The sequence below is a fragment of the Streptomyces sp. NPDC051051 genome (assembly GCF_040682975.1).
Taxonomy (GTDB): domain Bacteria; phylum Actinomycetota; class Actinomycetes; order Streptomycetales; family Streptomycetaceae; genus Streptomyces.
The window spans coordinates 1-22,032 of the sequence record NZ_JBFBCB010000019.1 but is presented as its reverse complement, the minus strand read 5'-3'; the positions used below and the strand labels follow the sequence as shown (position 1 = coordinate 22,032).

The 22,032-nt window shown below is 74.0% G+C and carries 19 protein-coding genes; 12 read left to right on the top strand and 7 right to left on the bottom strand.

Features of this window, described 5'->3' with window-relative positions; translation table 11 throughout:
- Positions 1-94: 94 nt before the first annotated feature.
- A complete protein-coding gene (locus AB0N31_RS16435) occupies positions 95-925 on the top strand; it encodes a tryptophan 2,3-dioxygenase family protein (RefSeq protein ID WP_366059048.1) in 831 nt (276 codons plus the stop codon).
- Positions 918-2,105 (top strand): kynureninase, encoded by a 1,188-nt coding sequence (gene kynU / locus AB0N31_RS16430; RefSeq protein WP_366059047.1) that lies wholly within the window; start codon positions 918-920, stop codon positions 2,103-2,105. The genes AB0N31_RS16435 and kynU overlap by 8 nt, the downstream gene beginning before the upstream one ends.
- A gap of 23 nt (positions 2,106-2,128) precedes the next feature.
- Here the strand turns inward: kynU and AB0N31_RS16425 are convergent, their stop codons facing one another.
- Complete coding sequence (locus AB0N31_RS16425) at positions 2,129-2,737, bottom strand: TetR/AcrR family transcriptional regulator (RefSeq protein WP_366059046.1); 609 nt, start codon at positions 2,735-2,737, stop codon at positions 2,129-2,131.
- A gap of 208 nt (positions 2,738-2,945) precedes the next feature.
- Here AB0N31_RS16425 and AB0N31_RS16420 point away from each other — a divergent pair, with 208 nt between their 5' ends.
- The 8 genes from AB0N31_RS16420 to AB0N31_RS16385 all read left to right on the top strand — a co-directional run bounded on the left by AB0N31_RS16420 (position 2,946) and on the right by AB0N31_RS16385 (position 11,962).
- Positions 2,946-3,872, top strand: a complete 927-nt coding sequence (locus AB0N31_RS16420) for an alpha/beta hydrolase (RefSeq protein ID WP_366059045.1) — start codon at positions 2,946-2,948, stop codon at positions 3,870-3,872.
- A 180-nt stretch (positions 3,873-4,052) separates the two neighbouring features.
- A complete protein-coding gene (locus AB0N31_RS16415; RefSeq protein WP_366059044.1) occupies positions 4,053-5,126 on the top strand; it encodes an alpha/beta hydrolase in 1,074 nt (357 codons plus the stop codon).
- Between the two features lie 40 nt (positions 5,127-5,166).
- Positions 5,167-6,366, top strand: coding sequence for an acyltransferase (locus AB0N31_RS16410; RefSeq protein ID WP_366059140.1), 1,200 nt, complete (start codon positions 5,167-5,169; stop codon positions 6,364-6,366).
- Between the two features lie 10 nt (positions 6,367-6,376).
- Entirely contained in the window at positions 6,377-7,867 is a 1,491-nt protein-coding gene (locus tag AB0N31_RS16405; protein WP_366059043.1) for a sensor histidine kinase, read from the top strand.
- Complete coding sequence (locus AB0N31_RS16400) at positions 7,864-8,538, top strand: response regulator transcription factor (RefSeq protein ID WP_366059042.1); 675 nt, start codon at positions 7,864-7,866, stop codon at positions 8,536-8,538. Before AB0N31_RS16405 ends, AB0N31_RS16400 begins: the two co-directional genes overlap by 4 nt.
- Positions 8,539-8,661: 123 nt before the next feature.
- Entirely contained in the window at positions 8,662-10,035 is a 1,374-nt protein-coding gene (locus tag AB0N31_RS16395) for a histidine kinase (protein WP_366059041.1), read from the top strand.
- The gene (locus AB0N31_RS16390; RefSeq protein ID WP_366059040.1) at positions 10,032-10,697 is read left to right on the top strand and encodes a response regulator transcription factor; all 666 of its coding nucleotides are present in this window, start codon (positions 10,032-10,034) and stop codon (positions 10,695-10,697) included. The genes AB0N31_RS16395 and AB0N31_RS16390 overlap by 4 nt, the downstream gene beginning before the upstream one ends.
- 44 nt (positions 10,698-10,741) lie before the next feature.
- Positions 10,742-11,962 carry a cytochrome P450 gene (locus AB0N31_RS16385; RefSeq protein WP_366059039.1) on the top strand — a complete coding sequence of 407 codons (1,221 nt, stop codon included), beginning with the start codon at positions 10,742-10,744 and terminating at the stop codon, positions 11,960-11,962.
- A 159-nt stretch (positions 11,963-12,121) separates the two neighbouring features.
- Here AB0N31_RS16385 and AB0N31_RS16380 read toward each other — a convergent pair whose 3' ends face one another.
- Positions 12,122-13,702 carry an ABC transporter permease gene (locus AB0N31_RS16380; protein WP_366059038.1) on the bottom strand — a complete coding sequence of 527 codons (1,581 nt, stop codon included), beginning with the start codon at positions 13,700-13,702 and terminating at the stop codon, positions 12,122-12,124.
- Entirely contained in the window at positions 13,699-14,604 is a 906-nt protein-coding gene (locus tag AB0N31_RS16375; RefSeq protein WP_366059037.1) for an ABC transporter ATP-binding protein, read from the bottom strand. The genes AB0N31_RS16380 and AB0N31_RS16375 overlap by 4 nt, the downstream gene beginning before the upstream one ends.
- A gap of 73 nt (positions 14,605-14,677) precedes the next feature.
- Here AB0N31_RS16375 and AB0N31_RS16370 point away from each other — a divergent pair, with 73 nt between their 5' ends.
- Complete coding sequence (locus tag AB0N31_RS16370) at positions 14,678-15,193, top strand: MarR family transcriptional regulator (protein WP_366059036.1); 516 nt, start codon at positions 14,678-14,680, stop codon at positions 15,191-15,193.
- A gap of 51 nt (positions 15,194-15,244) precedes the next feature.
- Here the strand turns inward: AB0N31_RS16370 and AB0N31_RS16365 are convergent, their stop codons facing one another.
- The gene (locus AB0N31_RS16365) at positions 15,245-16,084 is read right to left on the bottom strand and encodes a diacylglycerol kinase family protein (RefSeq protein ID WP_366059035.1); all 840 of its coding nucleotides are present in this window, start codon (positions 16,082-16,084) and stop codon (positions 15,245-15,247) included.
- Between the two features lie 242 nt (positions 16,085-16,326).
- On the opposite strand from AB0N31_RS16365, the gene AB0N31_RS16360 reads away from it, so the two are divergent.
- Positions 16,327-17,610 carry an adenylosuccinate synthase gene (locus AB0N31_RS16360; protein WP_366059034.1) on the top strand — a complete coding sequence of 428 codons (1,284 nt, stop codon included), beginning with the start codon at positions 16,327-16,329 and terminating at the stop codon, positions 17,608-17,610.
- A 224-nt stretch (positions 17,611-17,834) separates the two neighbouring features.
- On the opposite strand, the gene AB0N31_RS16355 is transcribed toward AB0N31_RS16360, so the two are convergent.
- The 3 genes from AB0N31_RS16355 to AB0N31_RS16345 all read right to left on the bottom strand — a co-directional run bounded on the left by AB0N31_RS16355 (position 17,835) and on the right by AB0N31_RS16345 (position 21,794).
- Entirely contained in the window at positions 17,835-18,485 is a 651-nt protein-coding gene (locus AB0N31_RS16355) for a hypothetical protein (protein WP_366059033.1), read from the bottom strand.
- Positions 18,486-18,558: 73 nt separating this feature from the next.
- Positions 18,559-21,096 (bottom strand): dolichyl-phosphate beta-glucosyltransferase, encoded by a 2,538-nt coding sequence (locus AB0N31_RS16350; RefSeq protein ID WP_366059032.1) that lies wholly within the window; start codon positions 21,094-21,096, stop codon positions 18,559-18,561.
- Positions 21,093-21,794, bottom strand: coding sequence for a GntR family transcriptional regulator (locus AB0N31_RS16345; RefSeq protein ID WP_366059139.1), 702 nt, complete (start codon positions 21,792-21,794; stop codon positions 21,093-21,095). Before AB0N31_RS16345 ends, AB0N31_RS16350 begins: the two co-directional genes overlap by 4 nt.
- Positions 21,795-22,032: the final 238 nt, after the last annotated feature.

Here is a 22,032-nt window from a genome sequence, read left to right as displayed (position 1 = left end):
GACGATTGCGGAAGATGCCCCCTGGGGACCGGGGCCCCCGTGTCGGTAACGGCAGGGGCGGACCGCTACCCGGAGTACATATCAGGAGACAGCGATGTCCCATGAGGCTCACGAGCCCGAGACCCCGCATCTCGACTTCGCAGGCACGACGCCGTACGAGGACTACGTCAAGGCGGACGTGCTCACCCACCTCCAGCACACCCTCTCCGACGATCCCGGAGAGATGGTCTTCCTGGTCACGACCCAGGTGATGGAGCTGTGGTTCACGGTGATCGTCCACGAGTGGGAGACCGCGGCCGGCGCCCTGCGCCGGGACGACGTGCCGACGGCCGTCGCCGCGCTGAAGCGCTCCGTGCGCGAGCTGGAGGCGCTGAACGCCTCCTGGAAGCCGCTCGGACAGCTCACGCCGGCCCAGTTCAACTCGTACCGCGGCGCGCTGGGCGAGGGTTCCGGCTTCCAGTCCGCGATGTACCGCCGCATGGAGTTCCTGCTCGGCGACAAGTCCGCGTCGATGCTCGTCCCGCACCGCGGCGCCCCGCGCGTCCACGCCGAGCTGGAGAAGGCACTGCACGAGCCGAGCCTCTACGACGAGGTCCTGCGGCTCCTCGCCCGGCGCGGGCACGCCGTCCCGCAGGCCGTGCTGACGCGTGACGTCTCCCGGCGCTACGAACCGTCGCCGGAGGTGGAGGCGGTGTGGACCGCCCTCTACGCGGGTGACGAGTCCGACGAACTCGCCCGTCTCGGCGAGGCGTTGACCGACGTCGCCGAGCTGGTGTGGCGCTGGCGCAACGACCACCTCGTCGCCACCCGGCGCGCGATGGGCGCCAAGACGGGCACGGGCGGTTCGGCCGGTGTGGCCTGGCTCGAGAAGCGCGCGCGCAAGAACGTCTTCCCCGAGCTGTGGACGGCGCGCTCCCATGTCTGACCTCTCCCGCAGAGCCCGTGAGCTGGACTCCGCCGACGAACTGGCCCACAAGCGCAAGGAGTTCGTCCTCGACGAGGTCGTCTACCTCGACGGCAACTCGCTGGGCGCGCTGCCCGTGTCCGTCCCCGGGCGGCTGGACGACGTCGTCCGCCGCCAGTGGGGCGAGCTGCGCATCCGCTCCTGGGACGAGAGCGGCTGGTGGACCGCGCCCGAGCGGATCGGCGACCGGATCGCCCCGCTGGTGGGCGCGGACGCCGGGCAGATCGTCGTGGGCGACTCCACCAGCGTCAACGTGTTCAAGGCGCTGGTGGGCGCGGTGCGGCTGGCGGGGGAGGAGCGGGACGAGATCCTCGTCGACGCGACCACCTTCCCCACCGACGGCTACATCGCGGAGTCGGCGGCCCGGCTCACCGGCCGTACGCTGCGGCCGGTGACCCCGGCGGAGGTGCCGGCGGCCCTGTCGGACCGTACGGCCGCGGTGCTGCTCAACCACGTCGACTACCGCACCGGCCGGCTGCACGACCTGCCCGCCCTCACCGCCGCCGTGCACGCGGCGGGCGCGATCGCCGTCTGGGACCTGTGCCACAGTGCGGGCGCGCTGCCGGTCGGCCTCGACGAGCACGGCGTGGACCTCGCGGTCGGCTGCACCTACAAGTACCTGAACGGCGGCCCCGGCGCGCCGGCGTACCTGTACGTACGGCGTGAGCACCAAGGCCGCTTCGACTCCCCGCTGCCGGGCTGGAACTCGCACGCCGAACCGTTCGGCATGCGGCCCGCCTACGAACCCGCCCCGGGCGCCCTGCGCGGGCGCGTCGGCACCCCGGACATCCTGTCCATGCTCGCCCTGGAGGCGGCGCTGGAGGTCTGGGAGGGCGTGTCCGTCGACACGGTCCGCGCCAAGTCCCTCGCCCTGACGGACTTCTTCCTGGAGTGCGTCGCGGCGTACGTCCCCGACGGCACGGTGGAGTGCCTCACTCCCCGCCCGCACGAGCGGCGGGGCAGCCAGATCGCCCTGCGCTGCGACGCCGCGGACGAGGTGATGCGCCGCCTGATCGCACGCGGAGTGGTCGGCGACTTCCGCCGGCCGGACGTGCTGCGCTTCGGTTTCACCCCGCTGTACGTGGGATTCGAGGACGTGGAGCGGGCGGCGCGGATCCTGGGGGAGGTGCTGGGGAGCTAGCTCCTCCCCTCCCGCCGGTCCGGTCACCCGGTAAGGACGTACACCCCTGCCGCGGCAGCCGCGTGCGCGGCGCGCGCGGCCCGCTCCGCGGCAGGGGCGTCCGGCACCACCCCCGCGGTCAGCCACTCGTAGTACAGCGGTGCCGAGACCGCCCGCACCACCGCCCCCGCGTCGGTCCCCGCGGGCAACTCCCCCCGTGCGACCGCCTGTTCCACGCACGGCGCCCACTCGGCGACCCGCACCGCGTAGAACCGCCGCAACGCCTGCGCCGTACGCGCGTCACAGGCCGCCGCCGCGATCACCGCCCGGAACAGCGCCCCCTGCCGGACGTCGGCCAGCGTCCGCTGCACGAGACCTGCGTTGGCCAGCAGGTCGGTCAGCACCGCCCCGGTCTCCGCACGGGGCGACGACGTCTCCGCCATCTCGGCGAGGAGGTCGGCGACCAGTCCCGTCACGGACCCCCACCGCCGGTACACGGTCGTCTTGCCGACCTCCGCGCGCCGCGCGACGTCCGCGAGATCGAGCCGGTCGAACCCTTCCTCGACCAGGACGTCCCCGGCCGCCCGCAGCACGGCGGCACGCACACGTGCGGTGCGCCCTCCGGGACGCACGGTGCCGGGCTCGGCGGACATAACGGCCTCCTTGGTGCACGTGCGGGCGATGCCCCGCGCAGGACGTCAGCGTAACGAAACAACAGAACCGTTTAACCCTCACCGAGCGTGACATCCGCGTGTCCGCGCACGTCACGGGCCTGATACCGTCCCCGCCAACGGCCGAATCCCCACCGGGGCCGCCAGAACCGTTCCGTCCAATTCCGTTTTGTCGCTGAGAGGTTGGAGCATGCCGGACGACGCCGTCGCAGCCCGGGCCGCCGCCGAAGAGGAGTCGGCCTTCTCGCACCCGGCGGTCGAGCCCGACGCCACCGCCGCCTACGGCGACCATCCCGACCAGCTGATCGACTTCTACGCCCCGCGCGGCGCGACCGGCCCCGCGCCGCTGGTGGTCGTCCTGCACGGAGGAGCCTGGCGGGCGCCGTACGACCGCCGGCACCTCACGCCGTTCGCGGACTTCCTGGCGCGGCGGGGCTTCGCCGTGGCCAACGTGGAGTACCGGCGGGGTGCGGCGGCCTCCGGGGGCGAGGCCGCCGGTGGCACGGTCTCTGCCGACGCGGTCTCCGGTGGTACGCCGGGCGGGGCGGTGACGGCGGCGGGCCGCTGGCCCGACACCTTCGACGACGTCGCCGCCGCGCTGGACGCGCTGCCCGCCCTCGTCCGGGGGGCCCTGCCGCAGGCGGACACCCGCCGCACGGTGCTCACCGGCCACTCGGCGGGCGGCCACCTCGCGCTGTGGGCCGCGGCCCGGCACGTCCTGCCGGCCGGCGCGCCCTGGCGCGTCGACGGGCCGCCCCCGCTGCGCGGCGTGGTCGCCCTCGCGCCGATCGCCGACTTCGGGGTCGCGGAGAAGCTCGACGTGTGCGGCGGCGCGGTGCGGCAACTCCTCGGCGGCGAGGCGCACGCCGGCGAGCGGCGGCCGTACGCCGACCCCGCGCTGCTGCTGCCGACCGGCATCGCGACGACCCTGGTCCAGGGCCGTACCGACCTGATCGTCCCGGAGGCCGTCGCCGAGTCGTACGCGGACGCGGCGGCGAAGGCGGGCGAGGTGGTGGGTCTGACGCTGCTGGAGGACGTCGGCCACTTCCCGCTGATCGACCCGGTGGCGGACGCGTGCGCGGTGGTGGCGGAGGAGATCGCGCAGCTGGCGTGGTGAGGGGGCGGCGGGTCCGCGGGCTGCGGGTCCGCGGTGAAGCGTCCCTGTCATACCCCTAGTACCTGAGAGCTACCTCCGAGGACAGCCCCTCGGCGGGACGCGAGCGACGGCCGCTGATCCGTAACTTCCCCACCAGGGACGCCCGATGGCCGGGCGGACCGGTCGGGGAGGGACGGGGCGATGGGGGTCGGAGCGGGGCGGTTCGCCGAACGGCGGCTCGGTGGGAGCGGATCGGGTGGTGCGGCAGGCGGCGGACCGGGCCGTGAGCGTGCGCCCGGCCGTGAGCGTGCGCCGGCCCGTTCCCCGCGCTGGGTCCGTGTCCTTCTCGCCGGCCTCGTCACCGCCGCCGTCGTGGTCCCCCTCACGGCCGCGGTCCGGCCGGGCATCCCCGCCCCGGACCCCGCCGATCTCGCCCCGGTGACGGCGTCGACGCTGGAGGGGGCGTACGCGGCCAACCGGGCCAACGCCGAACTGGCGGCCCGTACGGCGGCCGGGCACGGGGACCGGCACCGCGCCGCCGCCGACCGGGCACTCGCGGTTCCCTCCCGCAGACTCCTCTTCTTCGACGGCCGCGGTTCCGGCCGGGTGGCCGAGGTCTTCGGCGACCTGGCCCACACGGGCCGCGTCGCCGTCCTGGTGCCCGGTTCGGACACCTCGCTGGACACCTACGAGCGCTTCCACACGGCCGCGGCGGCACTGCACCGAGGGCTCACCCGGCAGGCCCCGGCCGGCAGCGGTACCGCGGTGGTGGCCTGGCTCGGCTACACCACTCCGGCGACCGTCAGCACCACCGCCGTCACCCCGGGCCGGGCCGACGAAGCCGCCCCGGGCCTGCGGGAGTTCGTGCGCGGGCTCCGCGGCGTCACCGGCCCGGACGCCCGGATCACCCTCCTGTGCCATTCGTACGGCTCGGTGGTGTGCGGGCGGGCCGCCGACGGCCTGGACGTGGACGACCTGGTCCTCCTCGGCAGTCCGGGCACGGGCGCGGACTCGGCGGCGGACCTGCGCACCCGCGCGCGGGTGTGGGCGGCCCGGGGCAGCGACGACTGGGTGGCGGAGGTCCCGCACGCCGCCGTCGCACTGCTCGGCACGACGGTCGGTTTCGGGACGGACCCGGTGTCCCCGGCCTTCGGCGCCCGCGTGTTCTTCGCCGGGGACGGCGGCCACAGCGACTACTTCCGGCCGGGCTCGGCCTGCCTGGCCAACCTCGTCCGGATCGTCCTCGGCGAGACCTCGGAGGTCACCCGTGCGTGAGACGAACACGGTCCGTCCCCGGGGGCGGCGCACCCTCCCGATCCGTGCCGGGATACGGCGGGCGGCAGACCGGCTCGACGCGGGCACCCCGCCCGAGCGGGACCGGGCCGTCGATGCCCTGCGCGCCCTGGCGATCCTCGGCGTCGTGCTCGGCCACTGGCTGGTGACCGCGCTCGTCGCCGACGGCGGCACCCTGCGCGCCGCCAGCCCGCTGGACCCCATGCCCTGGCTGGCCCCGGTGTCCTGGGCGTTCCAGACACTCGCCGTGTTCTTCATGGTGGGCGGCCATGTCGCGACGAGAAGCCACACCTCGGCCCGCGCGCGGGGCGTGACGTACGGCGGCTGGCTGCGGGCCCGGCTGACCCGGCTGTTCCTGCCGGTGGCCGCCATGACGGGCGTGTGGGCGGTGGTCGCGTTGTGCCTGCTGCTGGGCGGCGCCTCCTTCACCACCGTGCACACGGTGGTGAAGCTGGCGCTGTCACCCCTGTGGTTCCTGCTGGTGTTCGCGGCGCTCACGGCGGCGACCCCGCTGCTGGTCCGGCTCAACCCGCTGTGGCCGCTGGCCGTCGTCCTGCACGTGGATCTGGTCCGCTTCGGCCTCGGCGGCCCGTCATGGCTCGGCTGGGTCAACCTGGCGGCGGGCTGGCTCGTGCCGTACACCCTGGGCGCGGCCTGGACGCGTGGGGAGCTGGAGCGCCGACGCGCGGGCTGGCTCCTGTGCGGCGGCGGGGCCGTGGCGACGGCGGTCCTGGTGGTCTGGGCGGGCTATCCGGCGTCGATGGTCGGCGTGCCCGGCGCCGCGCTCTCCAACCTCAACCCGCCGACCCTCGCGGCCGTCACCTTCGGCCTCGCCCAGTGCGGTGCCGCCCTGCTGCTGCGCGACCGGCTGCGGCGGGCCGTGCGCGGACCGGTGGCCTGGGCGGCGGTGGCCCTGGTGAACCTCTCCGCGATGACGGTGTTCCTCTGGCATCAGACGGCTCTGATGGCGACCACGGCCACCGGCCTCCTGGTGGGCCGCCTGCCCGGTCTGCACACCGTGCCGGACGGCCTGGACTGGGTCGCGGCCCGCCTCCTGTGGCTGCCGGTCTTCGTCGCGGTGCTGGCCGTGTGCCGGGAGGCCTTCCACGGCTTCGAGAACCGCTGCGAGTGGCGCCCGCGGACGGCTCCGGCCCCCTCGAGGGTGGTGCGGGTCGGACGGCTGCCCGAAGCGCCGGAACCGCGGAAGGCCGGTCGTGCTTAAGGTGGGGCGGATGAACGGGGTGGAGGAGCGGCTGATCCGCGTCCTGCGGGTGGTGCGCGACGACCTGTGGACGACCCGCGCCGCGCCGCTGCCGCCCTCGGTGTGGCTGCGCTGGCTGCCGCACGGTCTGGTCTGCCTGGTCGCGTTCGGCACCATGGTCGCCAACGTCGACTTCCTGGCCGACCGTTACCGGCTCGACGCGCAGTTCGGCGTGCTGTGCGCGGTGCTGCAGGGCATGGCGGTGGTGCTGGCGCTGTGGCGCCCGATGCCGGCCTGGTGGCTGTCGACGGCGGTCACGGTGGTGGTCGCCCTGGCAGCCCGGGGTCGTCTGTTCCACGATCCGCACTCGGGCGACCCCAGCTGGCCGTGGGGTCCACCCGGCCTGATCGCGCACTGCGTGGTCCTGTTGCTGTTGTCGCTGCGGGTGCCGACCCGGGCGGCGGCCGAGGCGCTCGCGCTGACCGCCCTGGCCACCTATGTCGTCGAAGGGGTGATCGGCGGCGCCGGCTACGGGCCGTCCGGCATGCTCGCGGTGACCCTGTTCGCCGTCGTCGTCCTCCTGGGCAGCGCCCTGCGCGGTCGCCGCGAGGCCCGCCACCAGCTCGTCGAGCAGGCGGGCATCACCGCCGAGGAGCGGGCCCGCCGCACCGTGCTGGAGGAGCGCAACCGCATCGCGCGCGAGCTGCACGACGTGGTCGCCCATCACATGTCGGTGATCTCGATCCAGGCGCAGGTGGCCCCGCACCTCGTGGACAACCCGTCCGAGGAACTGCGCCAGAACCTCGAAGGCATCAGGCAGAACGCCCTGGAGGCGCTCGCCGAACTGCGCAGGGTCCTCGGCGTGCTGCGCTCCGAGAACCCCGAGGACCCCTACGGCCTCGGCGCGGCGGGCGGCGGAGGGACCCCGGACGCCCCGCAGCCCACGCTCGACCGGCTCGGCGCCCTCATCGACAACACCCGTGCGGCGGGGCTGGAGGTCGTGACCGAGGTGCGGGGCGAGGCGCCGGCGTATCCGCCGGGCGTGCAGCTGTCGGCGTACCGGATCGTGCAGGAGGCGCTGAGCAACGCGCTGCGGCACGCGCCCGGTTCCCAGGTGCGGGTCGGCGTCGTCCACGATCCGCGGGGCCTGTCCCTGGAGGTCGTCAACTCCCGCCCCGGAGGGCCGGTACGGTCTTCGCCCGGTGCGGGGCACGGGCTGCTCGGCATGCGGGAGCGGGCGGTGATGCTGGGCGGTCACGTCGCCGCGCACCCGACGCTGCACGGCGGGTTCATGGTCTCCGCGTTCCTCCCGAAGGACGGCCTCCCCCTCCCTCCCACCGAGGACACCGACCCGCCCGCCGACCTCGAGATGATCTTCCCCGAGCCCCGCCGGGAGCCGCCGACGGCCGCACCGGCGCCAGGACCCGCGGCCGGACCACCGACGGGACCGCCCGCAGGTCCGCCGCCGGGCCCCCCGTCAGGACCTTCGGCCGGACACCCGACAGGAGACGAGAGCAGATGACGAGCGGCACCATCCGCGTACTGATCGCCGACGACCAGCAGATGGTCCGGCAGGGCTTCACCGTGCTGCTCAACACCCGGCCGGACATCGAGGTGATCGGACAGGCGGTCGACGGACTCGACGCCGTCGCTCAGGTCGCCGAACTGTCCCCGGACGTCGTCCTGATGGACATCCGCATGCCCGAGCTGGGCGGCATCGAGGCCACCCGCCGCATCACCGTCGCCACTCCCGGCATCAAGGTGCTGGTGCTCACCACCTTCGACCTCGACGAGTACGTGTACGAGGCACTGCGCGCCGGGGCGTCCGGGTTTCTGCTCAAGGACGCCTCCGCCGACCAGCTCGCGGAGGCGGTGCGGATCGTGGCGGCCGGTGACGCCCTGCTCGCGCCCGGCATCACCCGCAAGCTGATCGCCGAGTTCTCCCGCCTGGACGGCACACCCCGCCCCCCGCTGAAGGAACGCGTCGGCGACCTCACCGAGCGCGAGACGGAGGTGCTGACCCTCATCGCGCAGGGCCTGTCCAACGCGGAGATCGCCCGTCGGCTCGTGGTCGCCGAGCAGACCGTGAAGACGCACGTGGGCCGCATCCTGGTGAAGCTGGGCCTGCGGGACCGCACCCAGGCGGCGGTGTTCGCCTACGAGTCGGGGCTGGTGAGGCCCTCCGGGTACTGACCACCCCGGCGAGACCGGCGAGACCGGCGTGCGGGCCCCGACCCGTAGTACTTGAGAGGGACCCGGCGGAACCCCCCTCACTGGTGACGACCGCCACCCCCGTCTCCGCCTACGGTTCTGACTGTGACCGAGACGACCGAGACGACCGAGACGATCCAGACACAGTCCACGCCGCCGGACGACCCGTACGCGGCCCGGCGGCCGGGCAGCCCGGAGATCCGGGTGGCCCTGGGCGCCGTGCGGGGGCTGCGGGAGGACCTGTTCGAGGATGCGTTCGCCTACCGTCCGCTGCCCCACCGTGAGCCGGACGGCCGCTTCACCCGTCGGCTGACCGGCCGCAAGCGGGTGTATGCGACCTGGTCCCGGCACGCGCTGGTCGGGGCGGGCGGTGCGCTCGCCTTCCTGGCCTCCCTGGTCGAGGACGGCGGCCTCGTGGGCCTGGTGTGCGGGCTGCTGGCGCTGGCCCCGGTGCTGCTGACCCTGGTCCGCCCGGCGGGGGCGTTCTGGCTGTCGCTGATGTCGACCACGCTCGTCGCCGCCTTCGGCTCGGCGTGGAGCGACTGGCCGTGGCTGCCGGGCACCTTCGTCTCCCACCTCGTCGTGCTGACGGTCGTGGCGATACGCACCCGGCCGCGCACGGCGGCCTGGATGTGGCTGCTGACCCTGGCCTACGGCTTCGTCGCCGAGACGGTGTTCGGCTCGAACCACTACTACACCAACGTCGGGCCGATGCTCGTCCTCTCGGCGCTCGTCCTGCTCGCCGTCACCGTCTGGCACATCCGTCGGCAGGCCGAGGAGGAGGTCACGGCCCAGCAGACGGTGACCGCGCACGAGCGTTCGCGGCGCACGCTGCTGGAGGAGCGCACCACCATCGCCCGCGAGCTGCACGACGTGGTCGCCCACCACATGTCGGTCGTCGCCATCCAGGCGGAGGCCGCCCCCTACCGGGTGGAGAACCCGCCGCCCGAGCTGGAGAAGGCGTTCGCGACGATCCGGGAGAACGCGGTCGCGGCCCTGACCGAGCTGCGCCGGGTCCTGGGCGTGGTCCGCGCCGAGGACTACGAGGCCCCGGACGCCCCGCAGCCCACGCTCGCCGAGCTGGACGGGCTGCTGGCCAACGTGCGGGAGGCCGGTCTGCCGGTCGAGAAGGCGGTGACCGGCGCGGTGCGGGAACTGCCGCAGGGCGTGGAGCTGTCGGCGTACCGGATCGTGCAGGAGGCCCTGAGCAACACCCTGCGGCACGCGCCCGGCGCGAGCGCCCGCGTGGAGATCGGCTATGTGCTCGGCGGGCTGGGTCTGCGCATCGTCAACGGCCCGCCGACCGACCCCGCCCTGGTGAAGCCCTCGCCGGGAGCCGGGCACGGCATCACGGGCATGCGGGAGCGGGTGACCATGCTGAACGGCGAGATGACGGCGGACCCGACGCAGGACGGCGGTTACGAGGTCACGGTGTTCCTTCCGGTGCCGATGGCCACGGCGGACGACGGTGCGGCATGACCATCCGGGTACTGATCGCGGACGACCAGATGATGGTCCGCGAGGGCTTCTCCGTCCTGCTGAACGCGATGCCGGACATCGAGGTCGTCGGCGAGGCGGTGAACGGCCGCGAGGCGGTGGACCGCGTCCGTGAACTGGCGCCCGACGTCGTCCTGATGGACATCCGGATGCCCGAGCTGAACGGCATCGAGGCGACGCGGGAGATCGTGGCCGCGGACGGCACGGCGAAGGTGCTGGTGCTCACCACCTTCGACCTCGACGAGTACGTCTACCAGGCGTTGCGCGCCGGAGCCTCCGGCTTCCTGCTGAAGGACGCCTCGGCCCGCCAACTCGCCGACGGGGTGCGGATCGTGGCCGCCGGGGAGGCGCTCCTCGCCCCGTCCGTCACCCGGCGTCTGATCACCGAGTTCTCCAGACTGTCCGACGGCCCCCGGCTGCCCCGCGCCGCCCAGGCGTCCTACGGCGACCTGACCGAGCGGGAGACGGAGGTCCTGGTCCTCATCGCGCAGGGCCTGTCCAACGCGGAGATGGCCGGGCGGCTGGTGGTGGCGGAGTCCACGATCAAGACGCACGTCAGCAGGATCCTGGTGAAGCTGGGCCTGCGGGACCGTACCCAGGCGGCGGTGTTCGCCTACGAGGCGCGGCTGGTCAGACCGGGGTGAGACGCCCCTGGTCAGCAGTGGGGTCGACGGGCTAGCGTCCGGTCATGGCAGCAGTCGACGACCTTCGCTTCGATCCCTGGGACCCGGCGTTCGTGGCCGATCCGTACCCGGCGTACGCCGAGTTGCGGGAGCGGGGCCGGGTGATCCGGTACGAGCGCACCGACCAGTGGCTGGTGCCGCACCACGCGGACGTCTCGGCGCTGCTGCGGGACCGGCGACTCGGGCGGACCTACCAGCACCGTTTCACGCACGAGGACTTCGGGCGGACGGCGCCCCCGGCGGAGCACGAGCCGTTCCACACCCTCAACGACCACGGGATGCTGGATCTGGAACCGCCGGACCACACCCGGATCCGGCGGCTGGTGTCGAAGGCGTTCACGCCGCGCACGGTCGAGCGGCTCAAGCCGTACGTCGAGCGGCTGGCCGGTGAGCTGGTCGACGGGCTGGTGGCGGCCGGCGGCGGCGACCTGCTGACGGACGTCGCGGAACCGCTGCCGGTGGCGGTGATCGCCGAGATGCTGGGGATCCCGGCGTCGGAGCGGGCCCCGCTCAGGCCGTGGTCGGCGGACATCTGCGGGATGTACGAGCTGAGCCCGTCGCCGGAGACGGCCCGCCGGGCGGTGCGGGCGTCGGTGGAGTTCTCCGCGTATCTGCGGGAGCTGATCGCGGCCCGCCGCAAGGAGCCCGGCGACGACCTGATCTCCGGGCTGATCGCCGCCCACGACGAGGACGACCGGCTCACCGAGCAGGAGATGATCTCGACGGCCGTGCTCCTGCTGAACGCGGGCCACGAGGCGACGGTCAACGCCACGGTCAACGGCTGGTGGGCGCTGTTCCGCAACCCCGGCCAGCTGGCGGCCCTGCGCGCCGACCACGCGCTGGTCCCCTCCGCCGTGGAGGAGCTGATGCGCTACGACACCCCGCTCCAGCTCTTCGAGCGCTGGGTCCTCGACGAGATCGAGATCGACGGCACGGTGATCCCGCGGGGCGCGGAGATCGCGATGCTGTTCGGCTCCGCCAACCACGACCCCGCGGTCTTCACCGACCCGCACCGCCTGGACCTGACCCGCGCGGAGAACCCGCACATCTCCTTCAGCGCGGGCATCCACTACTGCATCGGCGCTCCCCTCGCCCGCATGGAGCTGGCCGCCTCGATGCGGGCCCTCCTGGAGAAGGCCCCCACCCTGCGCCTCGCGGCGGAGCCCGCCCGCACACCGAACTTCGTGATCAGGGGCCTGGAAGGACTCGGCGTGGAGATCGCCTGAACCACCGGCCCCCCAGCCCCCGTCCCGGGGCCCGCCCCCGCCCCCGCCCCGGCCACCCAGCCCTCGCCCCGGAGCCCGAGCCGGGCCCGGACCTCGCCCGAGCCGGGCCCGGACCCGACCCCTGACTTCGAGTCCGGCCCCGCCCCCGTCCGCCCCCCGTCACGTGGTCAGGTCCCGTCGGCGCAGTCCCGCGGCGCCGGCCGCGACCAGGGCTGCCGCCAGTGCGGTGAGCGTCAGTACGGGGCCCCACTCCATGCCGCCTCCCGGCAGCTTGGGCAGGTGGCCGAAGGGGGAGAGGTCCAGCACCGCCTGCGGGACGTCCAGCGCGGGGCCGATCCAGCCGATGACCAGGACCGCGCCGGCCGCCCCCCATGCGGCCGGGGCCAGCCGTGGGGCGAGGCCGTACAGGAGGACGGCGACGCCGCCGACGGTCCACACCGCCGGGAGCTGGACCAGGCAGCCGGCCAGGATCGGGCCCGCTTCCCCGCCGTGGCCGACGGCGAGGCCGAGGCCCGCCAGCAGCATGATCAGGGCGGCGCCGCCGAAGGCGACCGCCAGATGGCCGGCGGCCCAGCGCAGCCGGCCGACCGCGTTCGCGAGGACCGGTTCCGCCCGGCCGGAGGTCTCCTCGCCGTGCAGCCGCAGGACCGAGGCGACGACGTACAGGGCCGCGACGAGGCCCAGCATGCCGGTCATCGCGGCGAGGAAGGCGTCCGTGAGCGCCGACCGGCCGCCCATCCGCTCGAAGATCTCGCGGGCCCGCTCGTTGTCGCCGACCAGGTCTGCCGCGCCCTCCGCCAGCCCGCCGTAGACGACCCCGGCGAGGAGGAAGCCGATGCTCCAGCCGAGGACGCTGCCGCGCTGCAGCCGCCAGGCCAGCGCCCCCGCCGTGCGCAGCCGTCCGCCGGCCCGTCCCGGCCGGGTGGGCAGGAAGCTCATGCCGAGGTCCCGGCGGCCCGCCAGCACGTAGGCCGTCACGCCCTGCGCGGCGATCGCCGCCGCGAACAGCGCCGGCACCCACCAGCGTTCGTCCGCGAAGGGCCGCAGGTTCTCCAGCCAGCCGAGCGGGGAGAGCCAGGTCAGCACGGAGGAGCCGTCGTCCGTCGCCGAGTCGCCCGCCGCGCGCAGCACGAACGCGGCGCCCAGCACTCCCGAGGCCAGCCCCCGGGCCAGCCGCGCGCTCTCGGTGAGCTGCGCGGCGATCGCGGCCATGGTCGCGAAGAGCATCCCCACGGCCGCGAGCCCCAGCCCGAGGGCCACCGCCCCGGCCACCCCGTGTCCCGCCAGCCCGACGGTCACCAGCAGGGCCAGGACCGCGTCGGCGACCCCCGCCGCCAGCAGCGCCGACGTCAGCGAGGCGCGCCGCCCCACCATGCCGGAGGCGATCAGCTCCTGGCGGCCGCTCTCCTCCTCGTCCCGGGTGTGCCGTACGACGATCAGGATGCTGGTCACGGCCGCGAGGGCACCGGCGTAGACGCCGACCCGCCAGGCGGTGAGGGCGCCCGGCGAGTCGCCGAAGACCGGGCCGACGAGGGCGCGCAGCGAGGCGTTGGCCGCCATCTGGTCCTTGAGGGAGGCGCGTTCGGCGGCGGTGCCGTACAGGCTCTCCAGGGTGTTCGGCATGGAGAGGACCATCAGGGCGTTGACGCCCACCCAGAGGGGGATCATCACCCGGTCGCGGCGCAGCGCGAACCGCAGCAGCGTTCCGGTGCCCGAGAGCCGGGGTGCGAGGACGCTCATCGGTTCGCCGCCTCGGCGGTGCCGGCCTGGTAGTGGCGCAGGAACAGTTCCTCCAGCGTCGGCGGCGTCGACGTCAGCGACCGCACGCCCGTCGCGCTCAGCGACCGCAGTACGGCGTCCAGCCCGTCGGCGTCGACCTGGAGCCGCACCCGGCGGCCCCGGACGTCGAGGTCGTGGACGCCGGGCAGCCGTGCCAGCCCGTCGGGCTCACCGGCGAGTTCGGCGGTGACGCTGGTGCGGGTGAGGTGGCGCAGGTCGGCCAGCGAGCCGGTCTCGACCGTGCGGCCCCGGCGGATGATGCTGACCCGGTCGCAGAGTTCCTCGACCTCGCTGAGCAGGTGCGAGGACAGCAGGACCGTACGGCCCCGCTCGCGCTCCTCGGCCACGCACCGCTGGAAGACCTCCTCCATCAGCGGGTCGAGGCCGGAGGTCGGCTCGTCCAGGACGAGCAGGTCGACGTCCGAGGCGAACGCGGCGACCAGGGCGACCTTCTGCCGGTTGCCCTTGGAGTAGGTGCGGCCCTTCTTGGTGGGGTCCAGCTCGAAGCGTTCCACCAGTTCCGTGCGGCGCCGCGCGTCCAGTCCGCCGCGCAGCCGGCCGAGGAGGTCGATGACCTCGCCGCCGGACAGGTTCCGCCACAGGGCCACGTCGCCGGGGACGTACGCGATGCGGCGGTGCACCTCCACCGCGTCCCGCCAGGGGTCGCGGCCGAGGACCCGCGCGGCGCCGGAGTCGGCGCGCAGCAGGCCGAGCAGGACGCGGATGGTGGTGGACTTGCCGGAGCCGTTGGGGCCGAGGAAGCCGTGCACCTCGCCCGTCTCGACCTCCAGGTCGAGACCGTCGAGCGCGTGGGTGCGACCGAAGGACTTGTGCAGCCCGGACACCGTGATGGCCTTCGTCATGCGTCAGAACGTACGCTTGCTTCAGAAATTTGTGAAGTTAAGGAAGTGTGAAAACGGTCGATAGGATGTGGCCATGAGCGAAGCAGCCGGTGCCGGGGTCAGCGCCGAGGGCGGGCGGGACGCGGAGTCCGTGTCGAGGTTCGTCGAATCCTTCGCCGCGCAGCTCGTCGAGGCGGGCATGCAGCGCATGGCCGCGCGGGTCTTCGCCGCCCTCCTGGCCTCCGACTCCGGCGCGCTCACCTCGGCCGAACTGGGCGAACAGCTGCGGATCAGCCCCGCGGCGGTGTCCGGCGCCGTCCGGTACCTGTCGCAGCAGCACATGGTGGCGCGCGAGCGCGAGCCCGGTTCGCGCCGGGAGCGCTACCGGGTGCACAGCGACCAGTGGTACGAGGCCTTCACCAACCGCGAGACCGTCCTCAGGCGGTGGGAGGGCGCCCTGCGCGACGGCGTCGCCGGCCTCGGCGCCGACACCCCCGCCGGCCGCCGGATGGCCGAGACGCTCGCCTTCTTCGAGTTCGTCGAGGGCGAGATCGCGGCCATGATGGAGCGCTGGCGGACCCACCGCGAACAGGTCTTCGGCAAGGGCTAGCCGAAGCCCCGGTCCGGCACACCCCGTCCGGCACCCCCCGCCCGGTCCCGCTCACCGCCCCGGCAGCACCAGCCCCAACGCGCCCTCGCGGACCACCCAGGTCCGCCGCCGTACGGGTCCCGCCACCGTCGCGTCGGCCCGGTAGCGGAAGTCGGCCCCGGACACCGTGACGGTGCGGCCGCGGGCCTCCAGCGGGGAAGCCTCCGCGCCCACCGACACCGGCCGGACCTCCACCGCCGCCGTGCCGGAGGCGTCCGGGGTCACCGACACCGCCTCGACCGGCTGGTCCAGGTCGACCAGCGTCACCCCGTCGACCTCGACCCGCAGCCGGGTCGGTCCGGGCGCCGGCGGGGCCGGCTCCGGCCGGGACGGCACCAGCGTGCGTACCAGGGACCGGCAGGTCGCCCGCAACCACGGCCGTACGCCGGCCGCGTCCGGCTGCGCGTCCCGGCCGGACAGCGGCGGTATCCGCAGCGTGCCCAGGACGACCCCGTCGCTGTCGTCGACGAGCAGGTCCAGACGCCGCTCGGCGCCGTCCAGGACGGCCCGCGCCGCCGCGACGGTGCCCAGGGGCACCCCCAGGGCGTGCGCGACGCTCAGGGAGCCGCCCACGGGCACCATGGACAGTGCGCATCCGGCCAGCTCCCGCCGCCGGTGCAGCAGGGCCACCGCCCGCATCAGCGCGCGGTCGTCCCCGATCACCACCGGCCGCCGCGAGCCGCGGCGCGCGAGGGCGCGGGCAAATTCCTCCGCGTCCTCCGGGAGGCACACCTTCGTCGCCGCACCCGCGCTGAGCACGTCTTTCGCGATCCGTACGGACTCTCCGTCCGTCCTCCGGGCGACCGGATCGATGATCACCAGCAGCTGCTCCGGCGTCGCGGAAGTCGCCACCTCGGTCCTGCCTCGCTTCCTCGGGTAGCATCTTTGTGCAAGAGCCCCTTGCGCTATTGCGCCAGGGGCTTCGTCTATTCCGGGGCATCCGGGTCCGACGGTGTGCGACCGAAGACGGTCGCGTGGCGGCCGATGACGGTCGCGGTGCCGCGACCGACGACGGTCGTGGTGCACGTGGTGGTGAGAGCTTCCGCGTACGCCCCTGACCCTGGACATGCCCCACCCGGAAGGGGTGTACGCGCGTGCCCGCACTTGTGCTGCTCGGTGCTCAGTGGGGTGACGAGGGCAAGGGAAAGGCCACCGACCTGCTCGGCGGCTCGGTGGACTATGTAGTGCGTTACCAGGGCGGCAACAACGCCGGCCACACGGTCGTCGTGGGCGACCAGAAGTACGCATTGCACCTCCTCCCTTCCGGAATCCTGTCGCCCGGATGTACGCCCGTCATCGGAAACGGAGTCGTCGTCGATCCGTCGGTCCTGCTCTCCGAGCTGAGCGGTCTGAACGAGCGAGGCGTCGACACGTCGAAGCTGCTCATCAGCGGCAACGCGCACATCATCACGCCCTACAACGTGACTGTCGACAAGGTGACGGAACGCTTCCTCGGAAAGCGGAAGATCGGCACCACGGGACGGGGCATCGGCCCGACCTACGCCGACAAGATCAACCGGGTCGGCATCCGCGTACAGGACCTGTACGACGAGTCGATCCTGGAGCAGAAGGTCGAGGCGGCGCTCGACGTCAAGAACCAGCTGCTGACCAAGCTGTACAACCGCCGCGCCATCGCGGTCGAGCAGGTCGTCGAGGAGCTGCTGGGCTACGCGGAGAAGCTGCGCCCGTACGTCGCCGACACGGTCCTGGTGCTCAACCAGGCCCTCGAGGACGACAAGGTGGTGCTGTTCGAGGGCGGCCAGGGCACGCTCCTGGACATCGACCACGGCACGTACCCCTTCGTCACCTCGTCGAACCCGACCGCGGGCGGCGCCTGCACCGGTGCCGGCGTGGGCCCGACGAAGATCAGCCGGGTCATCGGCATCCTCAAGGCGTACACGACCCGGGTCGGCGCCGGCCCGTTCCCGACGGAGCTGTTCGACGAGGACGGCGCGGCGCTGCGCCGCATCGGCGGCGAGCGGGGCGTCACCACCGGCCGTGACCGTCGCTGCGGCTGGTTCGACGCGGTCATCGCCCGCTACGCGACCCGCGTGAACGGCCTGACCGACTTCTTCCTCACCAAGCTCGACGTCCTGACCGGCTGGGAGCAGATCCCGGTCTGCGTGGCGTACGAGATCGACGGCAAGCGCGTCGAGGAACTCCCCTACTCGCAGAGCGACTTCCACCACGCGAAGCCGATCTACGAGACCCTGCCGGGCTGGTCCGAGGACATCACGAAGGCCAAGACCTTCGAGGACCTGCCGAAGAACGCCCAGAACTACGTCAAGGCGCTGGAGGAGATGTCCGGCGCCCCGATCTCCGCGATCGGCGTGGGCCCGGGCCGGGACGAGACGATCGAGATCAACTCGTTCATCTGAGGCACCCGGGAAATCGCCGGGGACCGTACCGACGGCCGCCTCCCGCTCGCGCGGGGGGCGGCCGTCGGCGCGTCCGGCGGCGGCGCCGGTCCCGCCGGGAGACACGGGGCGGGCGGGCGTGCGCCGGAAGGGATCCCCCGCGCGCCGACGCGCGGCCCGTCGGCGAGAAGACGGGGAGCGCGGTGCGCGCCCGGCCGGGCCGCCGACGGTGGACCGCGGCCGGTTCAGCTGAACACGATCATCGACCCCTGCGCCAGACTCCTGGTGGCCGCCGCGTGCAGCCCGAGCCACACGTGCCGTTCGCGGGCGAACGGACTCGGGTCGTACGGCGGCGCGACGGCCGGTTCCTCCAGCTCCGTTGGGGCGGCCGGGGGCTGCGGCGCGGCCGGCGGGTTGGCGGGGTCGATGCCGATCGAGGGGGCGACGTACTCGAGTTCCCGCAGCAGGGACTGCGAGGAGCCGAGCGGGCCGCCGCCGGCGAGCAGCTCCTCGTTGGACAGGGGCTGCGGGAAGTCCACCGGGACGTAGGCGCCGGCGTGGTCGTAGTGCCACACCAGGTGGGACTGCTGGGCCGTCGACTCGAACATCTCCAGGAGCTGCTCGTAGTCGCCGCCCAGGGCGTCGACCGGGGTCACCGGCAGTCCGCACACCTGGAGCAGGTAGGCGCGCCGCAGGAAGTGCAGGGCGTCGTAGTCGAAGCCGGCCACGGGGGCGACGTCGCCGGACAGGCCCGGCATGTACTGGTACACCGGCACGGGGGGGAGTCCCGACTCGGCGAGCACCTTGTTGTACTGCGCGAGTTCCTCGGCGAAGGGGTTGTCGGGGGTGTGGCACAACACGTCGACGAGCGGCACCAGCCACAGGTCACAGGCCAAAGAGAGCTCCTCACTCAGGGTGTCGCGCGGTCATTGCTGCCCGGACTCGGAAGGGTAGTCGGTGTGTCCTGCGTCAGCTCCCTTCGTGCAGGTCCCATACCCACACTCCGGCCACCCGCCTACCGGGTCGGCCCACGAGCTTGTCCACGGTGGCCCGCAGCGGCCCGTCGTGCGGCTGCGGCGCGAGCACCAGCGCGCCCGCCCGCCAGTACGCGAGGTCCCGCCGGGCCTGCTCCCGCGCCCGGTCGTCGATCACCTGGGCGAAGCCCGTCTCCCGTACGTCCTTCAGCAGGCCCGCCGTCCAGTTCAGCGGCACGCCGTAGACACCGCTGCGGTCGCCGTCGCCGTAGGGCCGGTTGAAGTAGCCGCCCGGCATCCGGAAGCCGAGGCCGGCGGCGGTCTGCCAGTGCAGGGCCTCGGCGTCGGTGGGGTCGGGCAGCGGTACCGGCACGAGGGCCTCGCCGGGGCCGACGTACCCCTTCCAGACGCCGTCGGTGAAGAAGGCGGGCGCCCCGGGGCGCGGCTCGGACCGCAGCGGGGCCGGGACCAGGGGGAGCAGGACCAGACAGACGACCAGCGGGACGGCGTACCGCGGAGCCGGGGAGCGGGAGCTCGCCGACCGGTCGACGGCGAGGGCGAGCAGCATGCCGAGGACGGGCGCGCAGATCAGCGCGACGCGGCCGACGATGACCGACTCCAGCAGCGGCAGGTGCGCCAGCGGCGCCCAGGGGCCGGGGACCTCGGCGCCGGTCGCCGGGACGCGGACGCGCGGGCCCAGGGAGAGGAGGGCCGCGGCGGCCGCGGTGAACGCCAGCGCCCTGACGACGGGCCGCCGCCACAGGCCGATGGTGATCGCGAGGGCGAGGAGGAGCAGGGGCCAGCCGTAGAAGGCGTTCTGTTCGGTCCGGTTGAGGGAGAGGGCGTCCGCCCGGCCGGCGTCGCCGGCGAGGAGGGACCGCTCGGCGAAGGCGAACAGGGCGCGCACCGGGTTGGCGGCGCCCGGCCCGTGGTCGAGGTGGGTGTAGCTCTGCGGGCCGGAGAACTGCCAGGCCAGCGGGTAGACGACCAGGGGCAGGCAGACCGCCGCGGCGATCGCCAGGCCGCGCAGCAGGGGACGTGCGGCGGCGCGGGCCGCGCGGGGGCGCACGGCCGCGTGGGCGGCGGCGAACAGGAGCATGCCCAGCGCGGCCAGCAGCAGGGCCTCCTCGCCGAGGAACACCTGGTAGGCCGTCATCAGGCCGAGGACCACCGCGTCGCGGGTGACCCGGGTGCCCGCGCACAGCCGCAGGGTCCGCTCGGTGATCGCCGGGATCATGAACAGGACGACGAAGTTGGGGTGGGCGTTGGCGTGGCTGACCATCGGCGGCGCGAAGGCGGCCAGCGCGGCCCCGGTGAAGGCCGCCCCGCGCCGCGCCACGAGCCGGCGCAGGATCAGCCGGTACCAGGCCGCAGCGGTGGCCGCGAGACCCAGCGTCATCGCCAGGCTGAGGGCGACGGCCGGACCCCACAGGAGGGTGACCGGGGCGAGCGGGACCGACAGGCCGGGCATGGCGGTGTTCGCCATCAGGTTCACGCCGTCGGGGACCCCCTGGAGGTCGCTGAACAGCGGGTTCCGCAGGTGCACGACGTTGTCGGCGGTCACCGCGAAGAACCACTCCCACTGGTTCTGGTCCTGGAGGGAGTCGGTGAGGTGGCGGTGCGCCGGGTCGAAGAAGCGGCCCGCGTAGAGCGCGACGGCCAGGGCGAGGAACAGGGCGGCGGCGACGGCGTCGGCGGCCCTCACGGCCGGGAGGCGCAGGCGGACCAGGTCGCGCAGGAAGCGCGGGTAGTCCAGCGGACGGATCTTGGAACCGGGCCGGTGCGACCAGTGCACGGGGACCTCGGCGACCGGCCAGCCCGCCCGCTGGAAGTGGCGCAGCACCTCCACGTCGATGGCCCAGCCGTCCAGCCGGGACGCGGCGAACGCGGCGCGGACCTTCTCGCCGTCGAACAGCTTGAACCCGCACTGGGTGTCGCGTATCCCGCGCACGGCCGTCCCGCGGATGAGCAGGTTGCCCGCGCCGCCGAGCAGTTCGCGCGCCGGGTGCCGGCGCTCGCCGAGCGTCGCCCCGGGCACGGCACGGGAGCCGACCGCCGCCGCGCCACCCTCGGTGAGCGCCTCGTCGAGCCGCTCCAACTCGTCCACGGGTACGGCGAGATCGGCGTCGGTGATCAGCACGCGGCGCCCCCGGCTGGCGCCCACGCCGAGCCGCAGGGCGTGGCCCTTGCCGCGGTTGCGGGGGCTGGTGACCAGCCGCAGCCGGGGGTCACGGCGCCGGGTGACGATCTCGCGGGTGGCGTCGGTGGAGCCGTCGTCGGCGACCACGATCTCCCAGCCGCCCCACCGGTCCCCGGCGGCGGCGAGCTGCCGGGTGAGCGCGTCGAGGGTGGGGCCCAGCCGGTGCTCCTCGTTGTAGGCGGGGATCACGACGGAGAGGGCGGGCGGCCGGCGGGACGCGGCGACCTCGTGGGGCTCGGGGGCCCTGCCGGGCTCGGGGACGCTGCGGGACTCGGGTGCTTCTCGGGGCTCGGGGACGCCGTGGGACTCCTCGGCGGTGTCCGTCCCGCTCATCCGGCCGTCAGCCGCTCGATCAGCGCGAGGGAGTGCGTGTGGTACGCGTCGATGATCGTGCGGGCCGTGGCGGTGTCGCGGCGGTGGAGGGCGTCGACCAGTTCGGTGTGGCCGGACCACAGGTTGCCGCGCAGTTCGGTCAGCCGGCGCAGGTGCTGCACCAGGCACACCCAGGTCTGCAGGCGCAGCCGGTTCAGGAAGTCGGCGAGGTAGGGGTTGCCGAACAGGGCGCTCAGCTCGCGCCAGAACCGCAGGTCGTAGCCGATGAGCACGGTGAGGTCGCCGGCCGCCGCGGCCCGCTGCGCCTCCTCGCCGCGCCGGCGCACCCCCGCGACGGCCGCCGCGATCCGCGGGTCGTCCAGGCCCCGGAAGGGCTGCCTGCCCTCGTCCAGGGCGAGGAACATGCCCTCGACGACCAGGCTGCGCGCCTCGATCATGCTCCGGAAGTCGGCCACGGTGTACTCGTGCACCCGGAAGCCCCGGTGCTGGTCGGCGTCCAGCAGCCCCTGCGCCGAGAGATCGACCAGTGCCTCGCGGACGGGCGTCGCGGAGACGCCGTACTGGTCGGCGATCTCCTTCACCGTGAACTCCTGGCCCGGCTGGAGCCGTCCCGCCAGCACCTCGTCGCGCAGGGCGTCGGCGATCTGCTGCCGCAGGGTGCTGCGCGTCACGGCGCCCTTGCCGCTGCTGCCGGGCATGGTCGGGGCGTCTCCCTCGTCCTCGTCGCGTACGCCGGTCGACGGCGTGAGCGCCATCGGCCGATGGCGTGCTCGTCGGTATGTACGAGCACGCCACCTTACGCGTTCGACGGATTCAGGAGCTTGTCCGCGGCCTGCCCGCACACCGGCGCAGGACGTCGCGCTCCCGGCCGGTGAGGCCGAGGGCCTCGACGGGGTCGGTGGCGGCCGGGGCCCGGCGGGGACCGGGCGTGAGGGG

Excerpts from the sequence above, each read along its gene's own strand:
- AB0N31_RS16375 (WP_366059037.1), bottom strand. The coding sequence starts at position 14,604 with ATGACGAAGGCCATCACGGTGTCCGGGCTGCACAAGTCCTTCGGTCGC.
- AB0N31_RS16425 (WP_366059046.1), bottom strand. The coding sequence starts at position 2,737 with ATGTCCGCCGAGCCCGGCACCGTGCGTCCCGGAGGGCGCACCGCACGT.
- AB0N31_RS16435 (WP_366059048.1), top strand. The coding sequence starts at position 95 with ATGTCCCATGAGGCTCACGAGCCCGAGACCCCGCATCTCGACTTCGCA.
- AB0N31_RS16345 (WP_366059139.1), bottom strand. The coding sequence starts at position 21,794 with ATGCCCGGCAGCAGCGGCAAGGGCGCCGTGACGCGCAGCACCCTGCGG.
- kynU (WP_366059047.1), top strand. The coding sequence starts at position 918 with ATGTCTGACCTCTCCCGCAGAGCCCGTGAGCTGGACTCCGCCGACGAA.
- AB0N31_RS16415 (WP_366059044.1), top strand. The coding sequence starts at position 4,053 with ATGGGGGTCGGAGCGGGGCGGTTCGCCGAACGGCGGCTCGGTGGGAGC.
- AB0N31_RS16400 (WP_366059042.1), top strand. The coding sequence starts at position 7,864 with ATGACGAGCGGCACCATCCGCGTACTGATCGCCGACGACCAGCAGATG.
- AB0N31_RS16350 (WP_366059032.1), bottom strand. The coding sequence starts at position 21,096 with ATGAGCGGGACGGACACCGCCGAGGAGTCCCACGGCGTCCCCGAGCCC.
- AB0N31_RS16405 (WP_366059043.1), top strand. The coding sequence starts at position 6,377 with ATGAACGGGGTGGAGGAGCGGCTGATCCGCGTCCTGCGGGTGGTGCGC.
- AB0N31_RS16420 (WP_366059045.1), top strand. The coding sequence starts at position 2,946 with ATGCCGGACGACGCCGTCGCAGCCCGGGCCGCCGCCGAAGAGGAGTCG.
- AB0N31_RS16380 (WP_366059038.1), bottom strand. The coding sequence starts at position 13,702 with ATGAGCGTCCTCGCACCCCGGCTCTCGGGCACCGGAACGCTGCTGCGG.
- AB0N31_RS16370 (WP_366059036.1), top strand. The coding sequence starts at position 14,678 with ATGAGCGAAGCAGCCGGTGCCGGGGTCAGCGCCGAGGGCGGGCGGGAC.
- AB0N31_RS16390 (WP_366059040.1), top strand. The coding sequence starts at position 10,032 with ATGACCATCCGGGTACTGATCGCGGACGACCAGATGATGGTCCGCGAG.
- AB0N31_RS16385 (WP_366059039.1), top strand. The coding sequence starts at position 10,742 with ATGGCAGCAGTCGACGACCTTCGCTTCGATCCCTGGGACCCGGCGTTC.